At 37.2% G+C, this 20,745-nt stretch carries 20 protein-coding genes; 3 read left to right on the top strand and 17 right to left on the bottom strand.

Annotated features, from left to right (window positions below; translation table 11 throughout):
* The first annotated feature begins 190 nt into the window (after positions 1 to 190).
* From secB to cysE, 3 genes are read left to right on the top strand one after another with little or no spacing between them, the layout of a single operon-like run.
* On the top strand, positions 191 to 667 hold the full coding sequence (gene secB, locus PR834_RS12090) for a protein-export chaperone SecB (protein WP_004906947.1): 477 nt from the start codon (positions 191 to 193) through the stop codon (positions 665 to 667).
* A complete protein-coding gene (gene gpsA / locus PR834_RS12085) occupies positions 667 to 1,695 on the top strand; it encodes an NAD(P)H-dependent glycerol-3-phosphate dehydrogenase (protein ID WP_004265161.1) in 1,029 nt (342 codons plus the stop codon). Before secB ends, gpsA begins: the two co-directional genes overlap by 1 nt.
* A 23-nt stretch (positions 1,696 to 1,718) precedes the next feature.
* Positions 1,719 to 2,540, top strand: coding sequence for a serine O-acetyltransferase (gene cysE / locus PR834_RS12080; RefSeq protein ID WP_110592794.1), 822 nt, complete (start codon positions 1,719 to 1,721; stop codon positions 2,538 to 2,540).
* A 9-nt stretch (positions 2,541 to 2,549) separates the two neighbouring features.
* On the opposite strand, the gene PR834_RS12075 is transcribed toward cysE, so the two are convergent.
* From PR834_RS12075 to PR834_RS12000, 17 genes are all read right to left on the bottom strand, one after another.
* Positions 2,550 to 2,750: a hypothetical protein gene (locus PR834_RS12075; protein ID WP_196731882.1), complete on the bottom strand. Its 201-nt coding sequence runs from the start codon at positions 2,748 to 2,750 to the stop codon at positions 2,550 to 2,552.
* A 110-nt stretch (positions 2,751 to 2,860) separates the two neighbouring features.
* Positions 2,861 to 3,364, bottom strand: coding sequence for a tRNA (uridine(34)/cytosine(34)/5-carboxymethylaminomethyluridine(34)-2'-O)-methyltransferase TrmL (gene trmL, locus PR834_RS12070; protein WP_096863620.1), 504 nt, complete (start codon positions 3,362 to 3,364; stop codon positions 2,861 to 2,863).
* Between the two features lie 161 nt (positions 3,365 to 3,525).
* Positions 3,526 to 4,554 (bottom strand): UDP-glucose 4-epimerase GalE, encoded by a 1,029-nt coding sequence (galE, locus tag PR834_RS12065; RefSeq protein ID WP_196731912.1) that lies wholly within the window; start codon positions 4,552 to 4,554, stop codon positions 3,526 to 3,528.
* Positions 4,555 to 4,580: 26 nt separating this feature from the next.
* Positions 4,581 to 5,861 carry an oligosaccharide flippase family protein gene (locus tag PR834_RS12060; RefSeq protein ID WP_196724855.1) on the bottom strand — a complete coding sequence of 427 codons (1,281 nt, stop codon included), beginning with the start codon at positions 5,859 to 5,861 and terminating at the stop codon, positions 4,581 to 4,583.
* Between the two features lie 61 nt (positions 5,862 to 5,922).
* Positions 5,923 to 8,001 (bottom strand): polysaccharide biosynthesis tyrosine autokinase, encoded by a 2,079-nt coding sequence (locus PR834_RS12055; RefSeq protein ID WP_196724856.1) that lies wholly within the window; start codon positions 7,999 to 8,001, stop codon positions 5,923 to 5,925.
* Between the two features lie 35 nt (positions 8,002 to 8,036).
* A complete protein-coding gene (locus PR834_RS12050; protein WP_196724857.1) occupies positions 8,037 to 8,465 on the bottom strand; it encodes an arsenate reductase/protein-tyrosine-phosphatase family protein in 429 nt (142 codons plus the stop codon).
* 5 nt (positions 8,466 to 8,470) lie between these two features.
* Positions 8,471 to 9,616, bottom strand: a complete 1,146-nt coding sequence (locus PR834_RS12045; RefSeq protein WP_196724858.1) for a polysaccharide export protein — start codon at positions 9,614 to 9,616, stop codon at positions 8,471 to 8,473.
* Positions 9,617 to 9,662: 46 nt separating this feature from the next.
* Positions 9,663 to 10,610: an NAD-dependent epimerase/dehydratase family protein gene (locus PR834_RS12040; protein WP_196724859.1), complete on the bottom strand. Its 948-nt coding sequence runs from the start codon at positions 10,608 to 10,610 to the stop codon at positions 9,663 to 9,665.
* A 14-nt stretch (positions 10,611 to 10,624) separates the two neighbouring features.
* Positions 10,625 to 10,867: a hypothetical protein gene (locus PR834_RS20400; RefSeq protein WP_336298234.1), complete on the bottom strand. Its 243-nt coding sequence runs from the start codon at positions 10,865 to 10,867 to the stop codon at positions 10,625 to 10,627.
* A gap of 121 nt (positions 10,868 to 10,988) precedes the next feature.
* Positions 10,989 to 11,372, bottom strand: a complete 384-nt coding sequence (locus PR834_RS20395) for a glycosyltransferase family 2 protein (RefSeq protein ID WP_272538158.1) — start codon at positions 11,370 to 11,372, stop codon at positions 10,989 to 10,991.
* Between the two features lie 15 nt (positions 11,373 to 11,387).
* Entirely contained in the window at positions 11,388 to 12,554 is a 1,167-nt protein-coding gene (locus PR834_RS12030) for a nucleotide sugar dehydrogenase (RefSeq protein WP_196724861.1), read from the bottom strand.
* 82 nt (positions 12,555 to 12,636) lie between these two features.
* On the bottom strand, positions 12,637 to 13,740 hold the full coding sequence (locus PR834_RS12025) for a CapA family protein (protein ID WP_196724862.1): 1,104 nt from the start codon (positions 13,738 to 13,740) through the stop codon (positions 12,637 to 12,639).
* A gap of 15 nt (positions 13,741 to 13,755) precedes the next feature.
* A complete protein-coding gene (locus PR834_RS12020; RefSeq protein WP_196724863.1) occupies positions 13,756 to 14,601 on the bottom strand; it encodes an ATP-grasp fold amidoligase family protein in 846 nt (281 codons plus the stop codon).
* A gap of 6 nt (positions 14,602 to 14,607) precedes the next feature.
* Positions 14,608 to 15,111, bottom strand: a complete 504-nt coding sequence (locus PR834_RS12015) for an acyltransferase (protein WP_196724864.1) — start codon at positions 15,109 to 15,111, stop codon at positions 14,608 to 14,610.
* Positions 15,101 to 16,300, bottom strand: coding sequence for a glycosyltransferase (locus PR834_RS12010; protein ID WP_196724865.1), 1,200 nt, complete (start codon positions 16,298 to 16,300; stop codon positions 15,101 to 15,103). The genes PR834_RS12015 and PR834_RS12010 overlap by 11 nt, the downstream gene beginning before the upstream one ends.
* Positions 16,301 to 16,323: 23 nt before the next feature.
* Entirely contained in the window at positions 16,324 to 17,226 is a 903-nt protein-coding gene (locus PR834_RS12005; protein ID WP_196724866.1) for a glycosyltransferase family 2 protein, read from the bottom strand.
* Between the two features lie 1,944 nt (positions 17,227 to 19,170).
* A complete protein-coding gene (locus PR834_RS12000; protein WP_196724867.1) occupies positions 19,171 to 20,610 on the bottom strand; it encodes a capsule assembly Wzi family protein in 1,440 nt (479 codons plus the stop codon).
* Positions 20,611 to 20,745 lie beyond the last annotated feature (135 nt).

Here is a 20,745-nt window from a genome sequence, read left to right as displayed (position 1 = left end):
CAGCGAACACCCCTGTAGCTCAGAATAACAGGGTTTCCCTTGAATTATTTGGGCTACAGGTAGGCAGCAAGTGAAGATATCCAAGGAGCATACATCAGCATGTGACTTGGGTAGCGCAATGCAGCGAACACCCCTGTAGCTCAAAGAATAACAGGGAAAATTCATATGGAAGTTAAAAGGTACTAAACTTATGTCAGAACAAAACAACTCAGAAATGGTCTTTCAAATTCAACGCATTTATGCAAAAGACGTTTCATTTGAAGCACCTAACGCACCACACATCTTTCAACACGAGTGGCAACCAGAAATCAAATTAGATTTAGATACTTCTTCAACTCAGCTGTCTGAAGGTGTTTATGAGGTTGTTTTACGTGTCACTACTACGGCAACTTTAGGTGAAGAAACAGCTTTCTTGTGTGAAGTGCAGCAGGCGGGTGTTTTCTCTATCGAAGGCATTGAAGGTACTCAAATGGCACATTGCTTAGGTGCATACTGCCCGAACATCCTGTTCCCATATGCACGTGAAGCGATCACTAGCTTAGTGGGCCGTGGTACATTCCCACAATTGAACTTAGCGCCAGTTAACTTTGATGCACTGTTCATGAACTATTTACAGCAGCAACAAGGTGAACAAGCGCAGAACTCAGAAGCTCAACAGGACGCTTAATGAATACTGCTTCAATGACAGTGATCGGTGCCGGCTCGTACGGCACCGCTTTAGCCATTACGCTTGCACGTAATGCACATCAGGTTGTGCTATGGGGCCATGACCCAAAACACATTCATCAATTAGAACAAGACCGCAGTAATCAGGCGTTTTTGCCTGGCGTTTCTTTCCCTGATAGTTTATCTCTCGAAACGGACTTAAAACGCGCCGTTGAGGCGAGCCCCAATATCTTGATTGTCGTACCGAGCCATGTTTTTGGTGATGTACTAAAACAAATCCAGCCATACTTACGCGCAGACTCCCGTATTATTTGGGCGACTAAGGGCTTAGAAAGAGATACTGGCCGTTTGTTGCAAGAAGTGGCACGTGAGGTATTAGGCAATGAAATTCCGCTGGCAGTACTTTCTGGCCCGACATTTGCGAAAGAATTAGCCGCAGGTTTACCAACGGCAATTTCCGTGGCGGCAAGCGATAGCCAATTTGGTGATGATTTACAAAAATTATTCCATTGTGGCAAGAGTTTTCGCGTCTATAAGAACCCTGACATGGTTGGAGTGCAACTGGGTGGTGCTGTAAAAAATGTCATCGCAATTGGCGCAGGGATCTCCGATGGTATGGGGTTTGGTGCGAATGCACGTACCGCATTGATTACCCGTGGTTTAGCGGAAATGAGTCGTTTAGGTGCAGCTTTGGGAGCAGACCCTGCAACTTTTATGGGGATGGCAGGCTTAGGTGACCTTGTGTTAACCTGTACCGATAACCAATCCCGTAACCGCCGTTTTGGCATGATGCTAGGCGATGGCGTTAGCGTTGAAGATGCAGAAAAAGAGATTGGCCAAGTGGTTGAAGGCTATCGTAATACCAAAGAAGTTCGCGCACTAGCTGAGCGGGCAGGTGTTGAAATGCCAATTACTGAGCAAATTTATCAGATCCTTTATCGTCATAAAAATGTGTTAGAGGCAGCGCAAGCCCTATTAGGGCGTGCGACGAAAGATGAAATTGCCGATATGCCAAAGCTGCATGATTAATAAAAATAGATAGGTGAGTGATTATGTCGCGTGAAGAACTGGATAGAATTTGGGGTTTCATTAAAGATGAAGCGAAGTCTCTTGCGGACTGCGAACCACTCCTCGCCAGTTTTTTTAACGCGACATTATTAAAGCACGACAATTTAGGCAGTGCGCTCAGTTATATGCTAGCTAACAAACTGAGCTCACCTATTATGCCTGCTCTTGAAGTGCGCGAAATTGTGGAAGCCGCTTATCGCAATGACGAAAGTATGATTTTCTCTGCGGCAATGGACTTAGCGGCGGTTCGCTTACGTGACCCTGCCGTTGATAAATACTCCACGCCATTATTGTATTTAAAAGGTTTCCACGCCTTGCAAGCCTATCGCATCGGTAATTGGCTGTGGAAAGAAGGCCGCCAAGCGCTGGCGGTTTATTTGCAAAATCAAATCTCCGTTTCTTTTGGTGTCGATATCCACCCAGCGGCCCGTATTGGTTGTGGCATTATGCTTGACCACGCAACAGGTATTGTGATTGGGGAAACGGCCATTGTCGAAAATGATGTCTCAATTTTGCAATCCGTCACATTAGGCGGTACTGGGAAAACCTGTGGCGACCGCCATCCTAAAGTAAGAGAAGGGGTGATGATTGGTGCAGGGGCAAAAATCTTAGGCAATATTGAAATTGGCCGTGGCGCAAAAATTGGCGCAGGTTCTGTTGTACTTCACCCCGTTCCACCACACACCACGGTAGCAGGGGTTCCAGCACGCATTGTCGGTAAACCAACTAGCGATAAACCGTCCTTAGAAATGGATCAAAACTTTAATGGTAGTATTTGGGGTTTTGAAAATGGGGATGGGATTTGAGAGAGTTAATTATTTCTGAAACTCGTTATGCCTATTTTTCAAAGATCTTTCATTTGAATATGTTACCTGCTTTAAACTGAGCAATAGATTTTTTAGGTGTTCGGCATTGGCTGGAGAATATAATAAGTAGGCGGTTTCTGTCAGTTTACTATCACTATTTACAGTTTCAGTAGTCGTATTTTTAATTTGCTTTTTAAGACTAATTTTCACCTAATCTCCTCCTTCATTATTTAATGAGAAAATAAAAGCTTATTTTCATAAATCGAGCTGTAATAGGATTCAAAGAATCGGAGTCCATACTATACAGCTCGAATATGGCATTAATCTTTCAATAACGCCCCTGCATACCCCAACTGCCTCCATGCCTCAAACACTACGACTGCCACCGAGTTGGATAAATTCATACTGCGGCTATCTGCCAACATCGGAATACGAATTTTTTGCTCCATTGGCATGTTATCTAGCACATAAGGCGGTAGCCCCCGGGTTTCAGGGCCAAACATCAAATAATCATTTTCTTGATAGCTAACATTACTATGACTTGGTTTACCTTTAGTGGTTAAGGCAAACACACGGGCACCACTTTCAGATTGGTTATTATCTGGGTTCAGCCCTTCACTTTTTAAAAAAGCAAAATAATCATGATGGTGTTTGATATCGGCAAATTCGCTATAGTCCAACCCTGCACGGCGTAGGCGTTTATCATCCCATGTAAACCCAAGAGGGTGAATAAGATGTAAATCAAAGCCAGTATTGGCACAAAGGCGGATAATGTTGCCCGTATTTGGCGGTATTTCTGGTTCGAATAAAACAATGTGTGGCATAACGTTAAGCTGATATTTGTGATAATAAATGATGGGAAGAGTTTACGCGCAAATGGGTTTGTTTTCATGTGGAACTTTTATAGCAGCCGTAAAAAATTATTTGTACCCTAAAAACAAAAAACGAGCCATTAAGGCCCGTCTATAGAAATAACTCGTTGAGGTTAGCTGTTATAACCATTAGGGTTCATCGACTGCCAACGCCAAACGTCATCAGCCATATCTTGGATGGAGTATTTTGCTGTCCAACCTAGATCACGTTGTGCTTTCGCTGGCGTTGACCAGTATTCTGCAATATCACCAGGACGACGTGCTGAAATAGTATAAGGGATGGGTTTACCGACTGTTTTTTCAAAAGCAGCAACGACTTCCAAGACACTTGTCCCAGTCCCTGTTCCTAGGTTATAGATATGTAGGCCAGCTTGCTGACTAACTTTATTTAAAGCAGCAATATGGCCATCTGCTAAATCCATCACATGGATATAATCACGCACACCCGTACCATCTTTAGTTGGGTAGTCTCCACCAAACACCGCGAGCTCTTTACGGCGACCTACCGCGACCTGCGCAATAAATGGTGTCAGATTATTTGGAATACCATTCGGGTCTTCCCCCATCAAACCTGAGTTATGAGCACCTACAGGGTTAAAATAGCGCAGTAATGAGATAGACCATTCGCTATCTGCAATATTTAAGTCAGTCAAAATGCGCTCAACCATATACTTGCTGGTACCATACGGGCTATTGGTATTACCCACCGATGCTTCTTCCGTTAATGGAATATGCTCAGGCTCACCGTATACTGTAGCAGAAGAGCTAAAAATCAGGCTTTTTACACCCGCTTTTTTCATGCTTTCCACTAATACCAGTGTGCCATTGACGTTAACATCATAGTATTCAATTGGTTTTTCAACCGACTCACCCACGGCTTTAAGGCCTGCAAAGTGGATCACTGAATGAATTTGATGATTGGCAAAAATAGTGTCTAAAATTTGGCTATCGCGCACATCCCCTTGGTAAAACACGGGTTTTGTTCCCGTAATCGCTTCAATACGGTTAAGCACTTCAAGGTTAGCATTATGCAGGTTATCTAAAATAATCGGCTGCATTCCTTGCTGGATCATCTGCACACAGGTATGGCTACCAATGTAGCCAAGGCCACCAGTGACTAAGACTTGGTTATTATTAAGCATAGTATTCATAGTATAAGTTGTTGTGGCTATTTGCGACGTATGTAAGACATGATGTCAAAGAACCTTTTAGGAAGCCTCAAGGTTTCTTTGTGTAAATTAAATATAAGACCTTTTTTGAAAAAATAGTTCATTATAGTCAATGATAATATTTCAATAATTAATACACTATAGGCCGCGCCTTTTAGTCCAAAAATTTTAATCATGGTATATGAGATAGGAATGCTAAGTAAAACCATGATAAACATTTTTTTAGATAAAAATGAGTACCCTGAATGGCGAACAATAAATCTTGCTGAAATAGTTCCTAAACTTGAAAATATAGTGGAAAAACATAAAATCACTAAAAGTTTACTTGCCATAATATATGATTCACCAAATAATAACTGAATAAAGTAGTGACCAAAAAAGTAAATAAAAGCAAGTACAATGATTGAGATAACTAAAACTACGATATTTAAGTTAGCAGCGATGCTTACTGCTTTAGATTCACTTTTTTCGCCAAAAATAGATGGAAGTGTTGAGTTTATTATTGCGATTAGTATGAATATCCATGCAGTAGATAGTGTTACAGCAACAGAATAAATACCTAGGTTATACTCTCCCTCTAAATATGAAATCATAAATTGATTTATTCGGGTGTAAATAGCGACTGATAAAGTTGAAAAAACAATACTAATCCCAGATAGGAAAATATATTTATTATATTTTGATTTGTCTTTTCTTTTTATTTTACCTATTTTAGGGAATAAGTAAAATCGAATTAGTAGTGGTATGAGTGTAACAACTATTATTGGGATAGTTAAGTATATTGGATTAAGTTTATTATGTGCAATGATAAATTGAAGAGTGAGGCCTATACTCAAACCAGTTATATTTGCAATGGTATTTAATTTTGACTTTAATATGGCATTATTATAGATGGAGTAAATGTCAATTGAAGAGAAATAGCAAGCGATACAAATAGCAATGGAAAATATAAAGGTTATGTTGTTTTTATAGGATTGAAAATAATATAATGTTGGTATGGATATTAAAAAGTAAATTATAGTTCTTATTAAGAAAGTTGACCTAATTAATTTTATTCCTGATTCTTTTTTCTTAGATACTCGCTTAAATATTATATTATCATTACCTAGTTGGGCAATGATTTGTATTATCTGAAATGTGGCAGTTGCTAAGGCTATTATACCAAATACCTCTGGGCCAACATATTTTGCGACATATGATGTGACAAAAAACAATCCAATAATTGCTATGGACTTTTCTGAAATCATCCATGCTGCATTTTTTAAAATTCTAGTATTCAATAGTTTCACCTAATAAAAAAACCAACGTAATTACACGTTGGTCTTTTTATAACATTAAATTCTAATACTCATAGTGATAGTTATAGTCGTCAGATCGGGCATCGATACCGTTGAGTATCACACCTGTGATTTCGATATCATTTTGCTTAAAGCGTTTGAGTGATAAGTCCACGTCTTTTACGGTATTCACGCCGTAGAAGGCAATGAGCAATGATGTACCCACATACTTACCAATAATCGCCGAGTCAGTGATGGCTAAGATTGGTGCGGTATCAATCACCACGATATCGTATTGGTTTTTCACTTTATCTAGCAACTGTTTAAAGCGCTCACCCATCAGTAATTCAGAAGAGTGAGTAACGTTTTTACCACGGCAAATGACATCGAGGTTCTCAATCACATTGGTATGAATCGTTGGGGATTCTAAACTTTGCTGTGATAAATACTCAGATAGCCCTGCTTTATTGTTTAAACCAAAGGCTTTATGCAAGCGGCCTTTACGTAAGTCGGTATCGATTAATAACACCTTTTTGCCAGCATTAGCCAGTACCACCGCCATATTGGAGGTGACAAAGCTTTTCCCTACCCCCGGGGATGCACTAGTCACCATCACCAAGTTATTCCCTTGGTTCATGACCGAGAAGTAAACGCTGGTACGCAGGGAGCGAATGGCCTCAACTGCAGTATCAGCCGGGTTTTCAATGGCTAATGGATTTTTATTACCTGCCTCAATCAGTTTTTTCTCATAAGTAGAGAATGGGATTGTGGCATAGACATTCACACCCAGTGCATCAATATCTTCGGTGCTTTTAATTTTGTTATTAAAGAACTCGCGGGCAATTACATAGGCACAGCCAACAATTAAACCAAGGATAGTAGCAAGGGCGACAATCAGGAATTTTTTCGGTGCAATAGGCTTAGGTTGAGATTCAGCAGAGTCAATAATTCGTACATCGGCAGTAATACCTGAATTAAGTACGCTGAGTTCTTGCTGCTTAGCCACTAATTGCGTGTAAATGGCCTGCTCAGACTCAACATCACGGGTTAAACGCACGATTTCTTGCTGGGTATTGGGCAGCTTTTGAATATTTTTACTGATTTTTTCTTTTTCGCGTAACAATTGCTGGCGTTTATCTAACAAAGACTGGTATGCAGGGTGGTTTCGGGTGTATAGCTGCTGAATTTCCACTTCTTTAAAAGTCAATTCATTGAGTTTTTCTTCCACTTGCAATGCGGTATCTAATGCGGCTTTAGCTTCTAAAGATAAATCGATAGACTCATTCTTTTTACGGAACGCATTAAGCTGGTTTTCGTAGTTATCCAGTTTTGTTTTAATTGTCGGTAAATAATCTTTTAAGAAGACTAACGTATTGTTGGTGACTTCTTTCTTACGCTCGGTATTTTGGTCAACGTAGTTTTGGATAATACTGTTGAGGATTTTGACGTTCTCTGCTTTATCTTCACCTTTAATGGCTAAACTGATAATGCCTGTTCCTTTCCCTACTTCTGCAATGGTTAAGGTATTACGCAAATCTTCAATGGCAGAGTAACGGGCATTTTTTACTAAGGTAAATTCATCACCTGCTTTCGCTGACGAGTTCGCAACCAGTAAGTTAATTTCACCCTGTTTAAGGACTTCACCAACGTTACCGTCAAAAATTTGACCATCAATATTCAGCGAGTAGGTCTTTTCACTGGTAAAGGTTAGGGTTACGGGCTCTCCTACTAAGTGGTCAGGCAACTGGTATACAGTGATGTCTAAAGGTGCTGTTTCACCAAGCAACTTACTGGTAAAGCCTGTTGGTGTAACAAGTGCATCAAGGTTTAAATCCGCAACGGTTTTACCTAATACCATACGGGATTGAATTACTTCAATTTCAGAATCAGCTTGTGTATTACTATTCGCAAATGGCATGGCATTACTCATTTGGTCTAATAATGATACTTGGCTCATTTTATCATATTGCAGTGTAGCATTAGCTTGGTAAACGGGTGTTACAAGTAGGCTATAGGCCACTGCAATGGCTGCAAAGATAACAGTAAAAAACCCAATTTTAATGGTGTTGGATTTCAAAACTTTAAATAGGGCGAGCAGATCGATTTCATCTGAGGCTGGGGAGCTATTTTTTGTTGTGTTCATAATAGGTTAAATGTTAAGTCATCCAATAAATAAAATTAAATTTTTCCTTGCCAAGCGATCGCGGCTTTTTCCATTAACTGATAAACATGTTCAAACATTTCATCACTGCGTTTATGGGGGTCAGGGATTTCGGTTTTATTGATCCATTGCCCAAATAACATCACCTTGCCACGCGTTTGCGGAAACTGTTGGTGGATTTTAGCAATATGATCGTTTTCCATCACTAGGATTAAGTCTGCTTTATGGCATATTTCGCTGGTTAAGCGGCGTGATTGATGGTTTTCCAAGGAAAGCTGATGCTGCTCGGCAATACGGATGGCACTGTCATAGGCAGGGAGATCATTTTTGGCGATAATCCCTGCTGAGTCGACTTTTTTGGTGGGGAAATATTGTTGCAATAAACGCTCTCCCGTAGGAGAGCGGCAAATATTACCCATGCAAACAACTAGGATATGATTAAACATGTCGATTACCAATCGTGAATACGCTTGGTACCTTCGGTCAATTGATTATATGAAGCGATAGTTGGTAACAGTTGGGTAATCAGGCGGTTCCAACGTACCACTGGTGCCGCAGTGACATACACCAAATCATAAGGTTGCAGTTTAAATTCAGTGCCCATCACAAGTGATGTGGCATCGGATAAATCTAACTGATAGACCGCGGCCATTTTTTTCGGCAGGAGGGCTTCAAGCTCTTTATCTGCAGCTGGCTGGTTTTTGATTGGGCGAATAACAAATACACCAGTTGCATTGGCAGTTGTTTGGTTAAGGCCGCTTGCTTTACTTAGTGCCTCAGTGATGCTCATGCCTGCACGGTCGATAGTCAGTGTGGTTGGTTGACCGACTTCACCCATGACAAACACTTTTTGTGAGTCATTACGCGGCACATACAGCACGTCACCTGGCAGCATGAGGTAGTTTTGAGTTAAATCCCCATACTGAACTAAATCTTGTAATGAGACTTTGATTTCTTTGCCGTTACGGGTAAGCACCACATTATCCCAATCGGCTTTTTCCGTTAACCCACCTGCATTATTAAAGGCTTCTAAAATCGTCAACGGCACGTTAGTAATTGGCAGTGTACCCGGTTTTGCCACTTCACCGGACACATACATTTTCTGTGAGCGGAATGCGGCAATACTGACATCCACTTGTGGGGATTCAATATATGTCGCTAAGCGGTTGCTGATCAGCGTGCGGATTTCCGTGACAGTTTTACCGATAACCTTAACTTTACCGATATACGGGTAGTAGATTGTGCCATCTGAATGCACCCAGTTACCGGAATCTTGCGCACTACGGTAAGAACCCGCAGGAATGGTCAGTTCAGGGTGGTCCCAAACTGTGATGGTTAATACATCACCAGCACCTACACGGTACTCATAGTTAGTCAGTTGCTTTTCTAACTGAGAGTTTGGTTTGGCAATGGTTGGTGCGGTATACATATCATCCAATAGTTTTGGGGAGATTGGGTAGATATCAACCAGTTTTGTAATGTCACGGTCACCCGTATCAACCACATTTTTGCCAGAGGTTGACATATAGGCACCAGGGGTGACTGTACAGCCTGTTAATGCAGTTAGCATGAGTACAGCAACAGAAAGACGCTTCATAAAACACTCTATCCCTATAGCAAAATGGTTAAGGCATCAGCCGATTTTATTTGAATTCGTATTGAACTGTATTGGCGATACCTTTTTCCAGTGTAACTGGTGGTGTAAATGAGGTATCAGCAATGTAGTTTGATTTAAATTGTGTTCTTGCACAGAATTTTTTCACTCTAATACTGCTGACTGGAAACTCTTTACCTGTCACTTTAGAAAGAATGTCAAAACAGTAACCACCTAATATCCCAATAGGGTAAGGAACTCGGATATTTGATTTTGGTTTATCTAATGCACCACAAATGATAGTTGTCAGCTCATTCATAGTGAAATCAGGCTTATCAATATAATTGAAAACGTGTTTGCCTGTTGTAAACGTAGTCGCAAAATGAATAAATGCTGCAACATTCTCAACATAAGCCATGGATTTTTGGTTATTCCCAGCACCGATCATTAAGAAACGACCTGAAGCAATTTGGCGGAATAGATTATAAACGTTACCACGGTTATTTTCACCAAAAACAACCGTTGGGCGTATGGTGACTAAAATATTATCCGCTGACTTGGCTTGCCATGCATCATAGACATATTCGGCTTCAAGTTTTGATTTGCCATAGTCATTAAACGGATGGTATTCACCGTCTTCGCCAGTTTCTTTTTCAACAAAGCCATAAACAGCGACAGAAGAGGTAAATACAATATGTTTAATGCCAAGTTGTTCAGCCACATCACAGACATTTTTTGCCCCATCAACATTGACGTCATAATAAAGGCTAATCGGATGAACGTTGTCTTTATGCTCTGCAGATAGGTTAATAATGACGCTTGAACCTTTTAATGGCTCAATTAATGTTTCAGGTTTTGTGACATCACCAAATTCCCATTTTTCAGGGTGTGCTTCACTTTTTTTGATATCAACTATTTTAAAGTCAATATTTTGGGATTCTAATTGATTAGATAAGCGGGTGCCGATAAAACCGGAACCACCGATGATTGCTAGCATAGTTAGTCCTGTGTCTATTTCCTAATTACGCCTTTAATGGCATAACCTATAAAATATTTAGTTGATTTGAAGAGATTGAAATTCAGCTCTTGGCGATAAAATTTCCATTGATACTTAGCCGCATCAATTTTATTTTGGGTCATGCCAGAGTCAGTTCGATAGTCAGCAAGGACTTGTGGGCAGCAGTATGCAGTATGGCCTTTTGCTAATATTTTTAACCATAAACCCATATCTTGTCTTTTTCTAATTAGTGGCATAAATTGTTTGCCTAAGGTCTTCGTATCGTAGACTGCCGTTAAACAACCAATTACATTACAATAAAGAAGTTCCTTATATGTAACTGTGCTTGGAGGAATGACAAATTTACCTTTTCCTTCCTTAGTAAACTTTTGATATTGGGTATACGAAAGGGGGGTAATTCCCTTTTAGCATGTACTTCAGTTGTATTTCTAATTTATTTGAACGCCAGAGGTCATCACTATCTAAAAAAGCAATAAACCTACCTTGGGCGGCCTCTATACCAGTATTCCTAGCAACACCAGCACCGCCATTTTGTGCTAATTGAATGAGTTTTATTCTATTGTCATTAAATGAATTAATAATATTAATAGAATTATCGGTGGATAAATCATCAATAATAATTAATTCAAAATGGGGATAAGTTTGGGTTAATACAGAATTAATTGATTCTTTAATATATTGCTCTGCGTTATAGCAAGGCATAATAATAGAAACTAATTCTTGAGTTATAATTTCAGACATACCTTTGTTACCGAGTTAATCATTACCAAATAAATCACGGGTATAGACTTTATCCGCCACATCTTCGATTTCAGGTACCATACGGTTGGCTAAAATGATGTCACACTGGGCTTTAAATTCCGCTAAGTCATTCACTACTTTTGAACGGAAAAACTCAGTTTCTTTCATCACTGGCTCATACACCACGACTTCAATGCCTTTGGCTTTGATGCGCTTCATGATCCCCTGTACGGCAGAGGCACGGAAGTTGTCTGACCCTGCTTTCATTACTAAGCGATAAACACCCACTTTACGCGGTGCTTTAGCAATTAATGCATCAGAAATGAAGTCTTTACGGGTGCGGTTGGATTCCACGATCGCGTTAATTAAGTTATTCGGTACGTCATCGTAGTTGGCCAGCAATTGCTTGGTATCTTTAGGTAAACAATAACCACCGTAGCCGAATGATGGGTTGTTATAATGGTTGCCAATACGTGGGTCTAACGAAACGCCCTCAATAATTTGACGTGCATTTAAACCACGGCTTTCTGCGTAAGTATCTAGCTCATTAAAGTAGGCTACGCGCATCGCTAAGTAAGTGTTCGCAAACAGTTTAATGGCTTCCGCTTCGGTTCCATCGGTAAATAACACGGGAACGTCTTTTTTGATGGCGCCTTCAAGCAGCAAATCGGCAAAAATTTGTGCACGTTCAGAGCGCTCGCCCACCACGATACGGGACGGGTGCAGGTTATCCCATAATGCGCGACCTTCACGTAGAAATTCTGGGGAGAAAATTACATTAGCATAACCAAATTCTTCCCGTAAACGTGCGGTAAACCCGACAGGGATAGTCGATTTGACGATAATCGTGGCGGCTGGGTTAATTTCATTCACATCGTGAATGACCGATTCCACCGATTTTGTATTGAAATAGTTAGTTTTTGGGTCGTAGTCTGTCGGCGTTGCAACAATGACGTACTGTGCGTCCGTATAAGCTTCCACTTTATCTTCTGTCGCACGGAAATTCAGTGTTTTTTCTGTTAAAAACTGTTCAATCTCCGTGTCGGCAATCGGTGATTGGTGGTTGTTTAACATTGCCACTTTTTCAGGAATGATATCCACAGCAACCACTTCGTGGTGTTGTGACAGTAACATGGCGTTAGATAGACCGACGTAGCCAGTCCCTGCGATTGCTATTTTCAAGTTTTAATCTCACTATGATGGATGTTAATATAAAAATTTAGAAAGGTACTTTATATTGTGAAAATAAAATATAGCGATGATACTACCTTAATAGCTTTCTAATTTTATGAATAACTAATCTTTTTATTTTTGATTTTACGGTTTCAATATTAAGTATAATGCTATTTTCTATACTGGTTGAGCTATATAATATTTGCATTGCATTTCCATTATATTTTAATGAAAGGCTAAGCTCAGGATGACAATTGTTACAGCTTAAGTCTTTAGTAAATAATTCAAGTTTTTTATTGTTTTTTTCTATAGGGGTTGATAATTCATCGGTAGAACTCAACTCAGGAAGCATATTTTCATTAAACTTCAAAAAGTGCTCTTTAGCTTTAACTGTGTTATTTTCAATGGTTAGCTCAATAATCAATCCTTCTTTGTTAAATTTTGATTGATAATAGGTTTGAGATGAATTAATACAGAAGTTGTTAAAGATGAAATTGCCCAAAGAATAATATATATTTTTCCCTTTATATATTTCACTCACTTGTATCGTATGCGTGTGGCTACCTATAATAGCATCTGCGCCAGAGTCAATGATTCTTCGAGCGAAACAAATTTGCTCAGCAGTGGGAAAAAACTGGTTTTCAATACCCCAATGCGGTAAAATAATCACAATGTCTGCATTATAATTATTTTTGGCACTTTCTATATCTTTTTCAATAAACTCATACAGTAAAGGTGCGGTTCCATAATTACTGGAGTCTGCATTTAGGAATGAGTTTGTTGAATAGCAATTATATGAAAGTAAGGCAACTTTACACTCATTTAGTTCTACAATAACTGGCTTTCTGGCATCATCTATATTTTTTCCTGCCCCTAAATAATTTATTTTCAAAGTGGAAAGAAAGTCAATAGTTGTTGTGTATCCTTCAATGCCCTGATCAAATATATGATTGTTGGCTAAAGTTACGATATGACAAAAATCAAAAAATACTTTATTAGATGGTGGATTCAAAAGGGAAAATTTATTAGTGTTGTTTATTAAATTACTTTCTAGTATGGGGGCTTCTAGATTTCCTATTATTTTACCATCAAAATTATTTAGAAAGGTATATAATTTGGTTTTTTGAAAATCGATACAATCATTTTCTTTATAGCCGTGAGAGCAAATATCACCAATAAATAATAGCTTATTCATATAAATATCTTCTTTTTATTTTTGAACCCATAGTTCGCCATAGAAATTATCAGCCATAGATGGCGTGAATTTTTCAAATCCACTTCCTGGAGTAAATGTCATTTCACCAAAATATATTTTGTTATTGACTAGATATAAATCTACCCTTACGTAGTCAAAATCTTGAGATAGCTTGAAAGCAATGTTTTTCATGTTTTCGAGCAACTCTTTGCTAGGTAAATTATATGTACCCCCAGTATAACATAAATCATAATCCAGCCTGTTGAAATTCAAATCATAGAGATTTCTTTTATGGTTTGAAAATCGGTCAAAATCAATTTGTAAAAAACCTTCTTTTGAGTTAAAGATATGAAACTTAAAATCATCAATATCATTTCCACTATTATCAATAAATTTTTCAATAAGAATTTTTTTTGGAATTGCATTGTATTGGCTTTCCCCAAGTAGAGAGCCAATATACTTATCACTCATGGCTTTTCGAAATTTTTCTAAGACATTATTTATGTTCATATTGTTTTTATTCTTAATGATTTCAATATGATTATGGCCACTTCCAAAATTTGTTTTTATTACGAAGCTATTGGGTAATAAGCTGAAATCAATCTCGTCAATTGAGTTTGCAGATGCAATGGTTGGAATGATGTATTCATTACCTATTTTGGCTTTAATATTATTTTTGACAGCGAGTTTGTCCGATAATAATGAATATTTTGGATCTAATTTTAGCTTCCTTTTCTGAATTTTCTCCGAATACAGAGACGGGGAGTTTAAATTAAGTTTTTTTTTGAATTTTAAAAAATAAAAAATTTGGAGTCTGAGTCTTAAAGGAATTATTTCTATAATTTTATATAAAATATTCATGATTGTTTATTCTTTATGTTGAAGTGAGGATTTTCTGTAATATATACCTGGTTTAGATAGTTTATTACCTAATGAAGTTCCTGCAGCAATACAGCTTGAAGGGGGAATAATAGCTCCTGCTAAAATTGTACAGTTGGCTCCAATCCAACTTCCAAAATGAATAATGATTGGTTCCCTTTTAGGGGGGCCAAAACGATACGACGAATTTTCTAGAGTATGATTACCAGATTCTATGATACTGGCATATCCAACCATGACTTCATCTTCTATAGTTATATAGGTAGATGCGCTAATAATTGTATTTATAGCGAAAAAACAATTATTACCTACACTGAGATTTTCTAGCCCTTTTAAAACTGATGAGGAGGCTATTTGCAGGTTTTTTCCGCTCTTTTTCATTGCTAATGAGTAGAAAAAACCCCTTGTTCGCATGATAAATGGTATATCAGGGAATAAGAAAAATAAAGTTCTAATTAACCATGAGTATAGTAACAGTAATTTATGCTTCATTATTATTCTCTTTTATTATGGATAGCATTTTATCTGACCAATATTCAAAACTTGAATATTCTACCATATCGGTGGCACCATTTTTTATTGAGCGATAAATGTCTTTATTATTTATTGCTAAACTGATTAGTTCCTCTAATTCTTTAGTGTCTCCTGGTTGCATGATCAATCCATTTACTCTATCTTTAACAAAAGCATTAATTCCGCCTACATTGCTGACTATTACAGGGATTCCATAAGACCAAGATTCCATAATGACTCTCGGAAAACCTTCATAGTAGTTATTTGAAGGAACAATAGTAAGGTCTGTTTCTTTATATATTTTTGCTAATTCATGAAAGGATAATTGGCCATGAATAAACACTCTGTCATTTAACTTATTTTTATTAATAAAGGCAATAACTTCTTCGTAAGATTCACCTCCACCTACTATGTTGAGCATAACATTTTTTGGTTGATTTTTTACTGCATTCAATAGGTCAAAAATGCCTTTATCTTCAACGAGCCTCCCAACAAAAGCTAATCGAAAAAGTTTAGACTCATTTGTACGTGATGTTTGATTTTCATTAATAAGATTTGATTTTTTTGACATTAAGTCAACAAATTGATAGGTTTTTAATGGTGAGTGTTTTTTACTAAATTTCTCTAAAATATCACCTGTACAAAGGTTTATTGTATTTTTATTTCGACATATATTCGCTAATAATAGGCGAATAATCCGGGATAAAATATAGCCTCCAACCTTATTAATAAAAGTATATTTTTTGTCTTTCCATGTGTGAGATGCATCAGCACACATGTGATGTAGCAGCTTTTCATTTGATTTTAATACCCGTAAACCAAATACTATACTGCCTATTGATGGAGTCCTAACCCAAAAATATGAACCAGAATGTTTTTGAATTATCTTATCAGCCGTATCCTTATATTCTTTAAGGAAGCCTTTTTTTGTTACAGTTTGAATGACGAAGTTTTTTGTTGAGCTGTAATGAGGAAATTCATAAAAATGCAGTTTATCTACCTGAGTGCTATAATTTGTAGATAATGTACTTTTGCTGTTAAACGATGAAGCAACATAAACATTATCTTTACCTATAGCATTTTGGAGGAATGCGGCTGATGTTGGTTTTGCAAAATAGGAATCATTATTTTTCTCAAATGTTTCTCCTACAAAAGCGATAATCTTCATTTTGTAAACCTTAAGTTTTAATATTATTTGCGTTTTCTTATCGTTACTTGAATATATTGTTGGATACTAGAAGGTAAAGTTTTTTTTAAGATGGAAATAAATATTGTTTTAGTTCCATCAATAAAAAAATCATTTTTAATTGCATATAGGAAACCAGATAAATATTTGTTTTCTCTAAGCATGGTTCGTAAAATGATTACCTTTTTAAAGCCAATACTAGATTTTTTAGTGAAAAATTTATTATATTTTTCTAACCAAGTTAAAGAGAATTGATTGTCATTTAGTTTGGGGATTTGTATAAAGTCATAAAGTGGTTCATCAATCATGATAAATTTAGAGTTGACTTCTTCTAGTGAAAAACAGAACTGATAATCCTGATGACGCTTTAGATCATGAAATGGGCAGGTTAATGCTAGTTTTTTTGGAAGAAATATTCCGCTAGTTTGTATTAAACCTTTATGTAAGAATAAATATTCAGAAACACTTGAGTTTTCATCTTTAGCATAACGAGGAACTATATATGATATAGAACTATCAATTACTCGACATTTAGAGTAGATAACAATGTTCTGATCTGGTTTTTTTTGTATCTCTTCTAGATACTTATCTAACTGTTTTTCAATTTTCGAACTATACCATTTGTCATCGTGATCCATGAAGGCAATGTATTCACCAGAAGAGTTATTTATGCCGATATTTCTAGCAATGCCACCGCCAACATTACTATTATTTTTGATGATTTTAATTTTAGGTTCATTGATGTATTTTTTTATACAACAATCAGTACTCATAGGGGAGTTATCATCTACAATAATAATTTCAATATTCTTATATGTCTGATTAAAAATACTTTCTAATGTAATATCTAAGTTAAACCACTCTTTAGTGTAAAACGGAATGACTATACTTACTTTAGGGAGATTCAATAGTTTTACCTTTTTAATGATTAGCTACTCTATTAGCAATAGTAATTTTATGAAGAATTATTGTCGTTATATATGTAATCAGAAATATTTGGAAATTACCTTCTATAACCACATCCTGAGACATAATTAAAATATATATGACAAAAAGAAATAATATATCGAGTCTTTTTATCTCAATTACTTTGAGTAGGGTAAAGGAAAAAAAGGATAATAACAGTATGAATGAGGGCCAACCATAAATTTTTGCTGAATCTAGTATGATGTTGTGAAAATAATCGGTATCATCTAAGTCATGATTTGTACTGAAATTACCCAGTGGATTTAATAGCATTTTTTCGCTGCCATCAGCCCAAAGTAAAAAACGTTTACTTTCTAATATCGAAGTTGTTACGCGAGAGTCTTCTATATCAGGGATGATGTGGATTAATTGTGTGTTTAAAATTAATAATAGAGTAATCACAACAGCAATTATAAATGTTATCATTAGCATTGAGTTAATATTTGATTTAAATATATAATACGACTTTAACACTAATAAAAAGCAAAGTAGTATAAATGTAGTTCTGCTTTGAATATATATGGATAGGATTAAACCTATAATTATAATAATAACAGCTGTTTTTTTTGTTTTTATTGGTAGTAAAACTAGTGTCGCAGTACTAACTAACATATATAGCGCAATTTTAGGTGATTTCACATAAATTGAGTGAATTGGGTTAAACAGGAACCCATAGCCTAAGTTAATACCTTGTGTCTTAAAAAGAATGTAACTATATATAATGGTAATATATGAACTCAGTAATACAAATACACATAAGGAAAATAAGAATGAAAATATATATTTATTCTTTTCAAAACTAGATAGGTAATAAGCGATTAATATTAAAAATATGTATCTAAAGATTGTAAACTCGGGCTGTGTTAATGCAAGGTTATCCTTATTGGTGAGGAATAACAGTAAATAAAAAATTATACCTAAGGTAAGTAAGGTTACTTGTTTGGATATTAATATGCTCTTATGTGGCATTATGAGCAAAAGAATTAAAAAGCATGGAATATAAAGGTAAATATCAACTGAAATAAACAATGCAATACACACAATTAAAAATTGTGGTAGTTTTTCTATTTTTTCATCATATGTCATCTGTTTGAGTCGCTGGGTGTTTTAATTTGTAGTGTATTAGAGTAAAAATGTCATAGCTACCGCACTGGGTTGTCGGGTCCCAGAGCACCATTGAAATTGTAAATGCATACTTATTAATTGAAAACGTTACATTTTTTGCTATCGCGTTCAATTGATAAGCATGGCTTATTGTTTTTTGCCGCCCAAAGGGTATGCCTCATGGCGAATCGGGTCAAGCAAAAGCGCTTAATAATACCACCAAACCTAGGTAGTGACTATCACTGCGATTGTCTTAGAGAATAGTCCTAATAGGAGTATCAAATGAATAAGTTATTTTAAATTATCAGGTTATAATTCTTATTATACGCTTGTGCCGTGATTAAATATTTTGCTTAAGTTAAGTCTTTTATATCATTGCATTTAATGTGGATATAATTAGCTCAAAAATAAAACATACCTATTTTTACGCGAATTTGGCGTTGTAATAGATTAATAATATGCGTGATTGATAATATTAATTTACCCAATTTTTGTGGTTATTTTTCAGCTAGATATGTTTTGTTGTAAAACAGAAACAAATTAGCAAAAAAACAGATTATAGTTTACCTATAATCCGTCAGACTGCAGCCAAACCGATTAGGCTTGGCTGCAGGTTGGATAGGTTTTGAAAAAAACAAAGGAAAATCAAAGAATTGATTTTCGGCTGATAACACAAAGCAGAAAAAAACCACGCTTTTATCCTGCTTTGTCAGCAACCTAATGGATTATAGTTTACCCATAATCCATTTCAATAATAAGCATGGCTTGTGACTATAAGATGATTACCACTTAAATGGCACGTTTACTGTTACCGCGGCACCTACATCATTACGTGTTTCATAATCGGTTTTTGAAACCCACACTTTTGCGTCAGTACTGACGTCATTGTCAAAGTTATGCCACCAACCCATATCAACACCTTTAATGGTTTCAGATTTAGGGAATAACTTGTTGCCGTCAAAGTTAGACTTATTCACTTTCGCATACATCAAACGTGTGCTAACACGGTTATCATCATCAAGGGTATATTCCACTTTGGTGGTTAACATACGGCCATCACCGCCCATACCATGGCCTAATGATGCACCTTGTTGGTAATAGCCATCAGTGTAGATAAAGTGGCGATACATGACTTTATCTTTATTCCACTCAGTGTGAGTGTTGGCGCCTTCAATATACCAATTTAATGGTTGGCCCCATAGCGTGTGATAGCCCTCGATACCGCCCATAAAGGCATTTTTCGATGGAAAAAGGTTGGCTTCATCTTCACCGACCATTTGGCCATATAAGCTGACAGGTAGATCGATTAATGGGTAAAGTTTCAGTTTAAAGTCTAAACCAGCCAGTTGGTTACCCGGATCGTCATTTACATCACCAGTATTATCCCTACCGCCCATGGCATTCCAGAAAGAATTCCAGTTATTAGGACGGCCATCGCCTCCCCACATCACCACGCGGGAACCGCCGAGTTCAAAGAAATCAGTTGGGTTCATGGTCATGCGTAAACCAATCAGTTTAGTGTTTGGCTGGGATGAGTATTGTTTGATTTGGCCAGCGGTGAGCTGATATTGCCACGAGCCAATCCAAGAAAGCCATGGGGTTTCAAATGGGCTTTGGTCGGCGCGTTGCAGCAAAAAGCCAGTAACAGGGCGAGCCGCATCGGTGCGAATTAAGCTGCCGTCGTGGCCAGGGCCCCACCATTGTGGGATCTCACCAAAAGTTACCCACTGGTTCCAAATTTTTACACCACCATATGAACCATTGAGGTTGTAATCAGAACCATTTTCAACACGTAAAGCACGTTCGCCATTCGCGGTGAGGTTTAAGTCTACATCGTCAGTGCTGTAGTTACCTGAAACGGTATAGCGAATATCACTATATTCACTTTGAGCAAAGCCTTGTGGCATTGAGTTGTGGCTAGATGCAAGGTGAGTTTCTAGTTGAACACTGTTTTTCTTACGGTCAAGGTTCTTTTTAATGCGCTGAATAATGGCTTCTTGTTCGCTATTAGTAATATTTGCATTATTTAAAGAACGCGTGATTTCTTCTTGGGACAGTGGCCAAGTGGATAAGCTAATTTGAATAACGTTACGTTCAGAAAGCCAAGCAAGGTCACTGCGTAAGTTGTTATCTGGTAGAACTAATCCCCCTGCAATGCTTTGTGCACTGATGGTTCCGAGCACAGCAAGTATTGCTAGCTTAGTGAGCTTGAAATTTTTCATTGATAAATCCATTTGAAGTTGAGTTCGCCTAATATTGAACAGGTTAATAAATGAAAACCTATAAATAGAGTTAAAATATGATTATTATCCGCCACATTATAAGTATCTTAATTTGCATTGAGTTGGGCTTCTGTG

It is taken from the genome of Providencia sp. PROV182 (assembly GCF_028480325.1).
In the GTDB taxonomy this organism is placed as follows: Bacteria; Pseudomonadota; Gammaproteobacteria; order Enterobacterales; family Enterobacteriaceae; genus Providencia; species Providencia hangzhouensis.
Note: the sequence above shows the minus strand (reverse complement) of the source record. Positions and strands in the feature narration are given on the sequence as shown.

Excerpts from the sequence above, each read along its gene's own strand:
- secB (WP_004906947.1), top strand. The coding sequence starts at position 191 with ATGTCAGAACAAAACAACTCAGAAATGGTCTTTCAAATTCAACGCATT.
- gpsA (WP_004265161.1), top strand. The coding sequence starts at position 667 with ATGAATACTGCTTCAATGACAGTGATCGGTGCCGGCTCGTACGGCACC.
- cysE (WP_110592794.1), top strand. The coding sequence starts at position 1,719 with ATGTCGCGTGAAGAACTGGATAGAATTTGGGGTTTCATTAAAGATGAA.
- trmL (WP_096863620.1), bottom strand. The coding sequence starts at position 3,364 with ATGCCACACATTGTTTTATTCGAACCAGAAATACCGCCAAATACGGGC.
- galE (WP_196731912.1), bottom strand. The coding sequence starts at position 4,554 with ATGCTTAATAATAACCAAGTCTTAGTCACTGGTGGCCTTGGCTACATT.
- PR834_RS12055 (WP_196724856.1), bottom strand. The coding sequence starts at position 8,001 with ATGAACACAACAAAAAATAGCTCCCCAGCCTCAGATGAAATCGATCTG.
- PR834_RS12050 (WP_196724857.1), bottom strand. The coding sequence starts at position 8,465 with ATGTTTAATCATATCCTAGTTGTTTGCATGGGTAATATTTGCCGCTCT.
- PR834_RS12045 (WP_196724858.1), bottom strand. The coding sequence starts at position 9,616 with ATGAAGCGTCTTTCTGTTGCTGTACTCATGCTAACTGCATTAACAGGC.
- PR834_RS12040 (WP_196724859.1), bottom strand. The coding sequence starts at position 10,610 with ATGCTAGCAATCATCGGTGGTTCCGGTTTTATCGGCACCCGCTTATCT.
- PR834_RS20400 (WP_336298234.1), bottom strand. The coding sequence starts at position 10,867 with ATGCCACTAATTAGAAAAAGACAAGATATGGGTTTATGGTTAAAAATA.
- PR834_RS20395 (WP_272538158.1), bottom strand. The coding sequence starts at position 11,372 with ATGTCTGAAATTATAACTCAAGAATTAGTTTCTATTATTATGCCTTGC.
- PR834_RS12025 (WP_196724862.1), bottom strand. The coding sequence starts at position 13,740 with ATGAATAAGCTATTATTTATTGGTGATATTTGCTCTCACGGCTATAAA.
- PR834_RS12020 (WP_196724863.1), bottom strand. The coding sequence starts at position 14,601 with ATGAATATTTTATATAAAATTATAGAAATAATTCCTTTAAGACTCAGA.
- PR834_RS12015 (WP_196724864.1), bottom strand. The coding sequence starts at position 15,111 with ATGAAGCATAAATTACTGTTACTATACTCATGGTTAATTAGAACTTTA.
- PR834_RS12010 (WP_196724865.1), bottom strand. The coding sequence starts at position 16,300 with ATGAAGATTATCGCTTTTGTAGGAGAAACATTTGAGAAAAATAATGAT.
- PR834_RS12000 (WP_196724867.1), bottom strand. The coding sequence starts at position 20,610 with ATGAAAAATTTCAAGCTCACTAAGCTAGCAATACTTGCTGTGCTCGGA.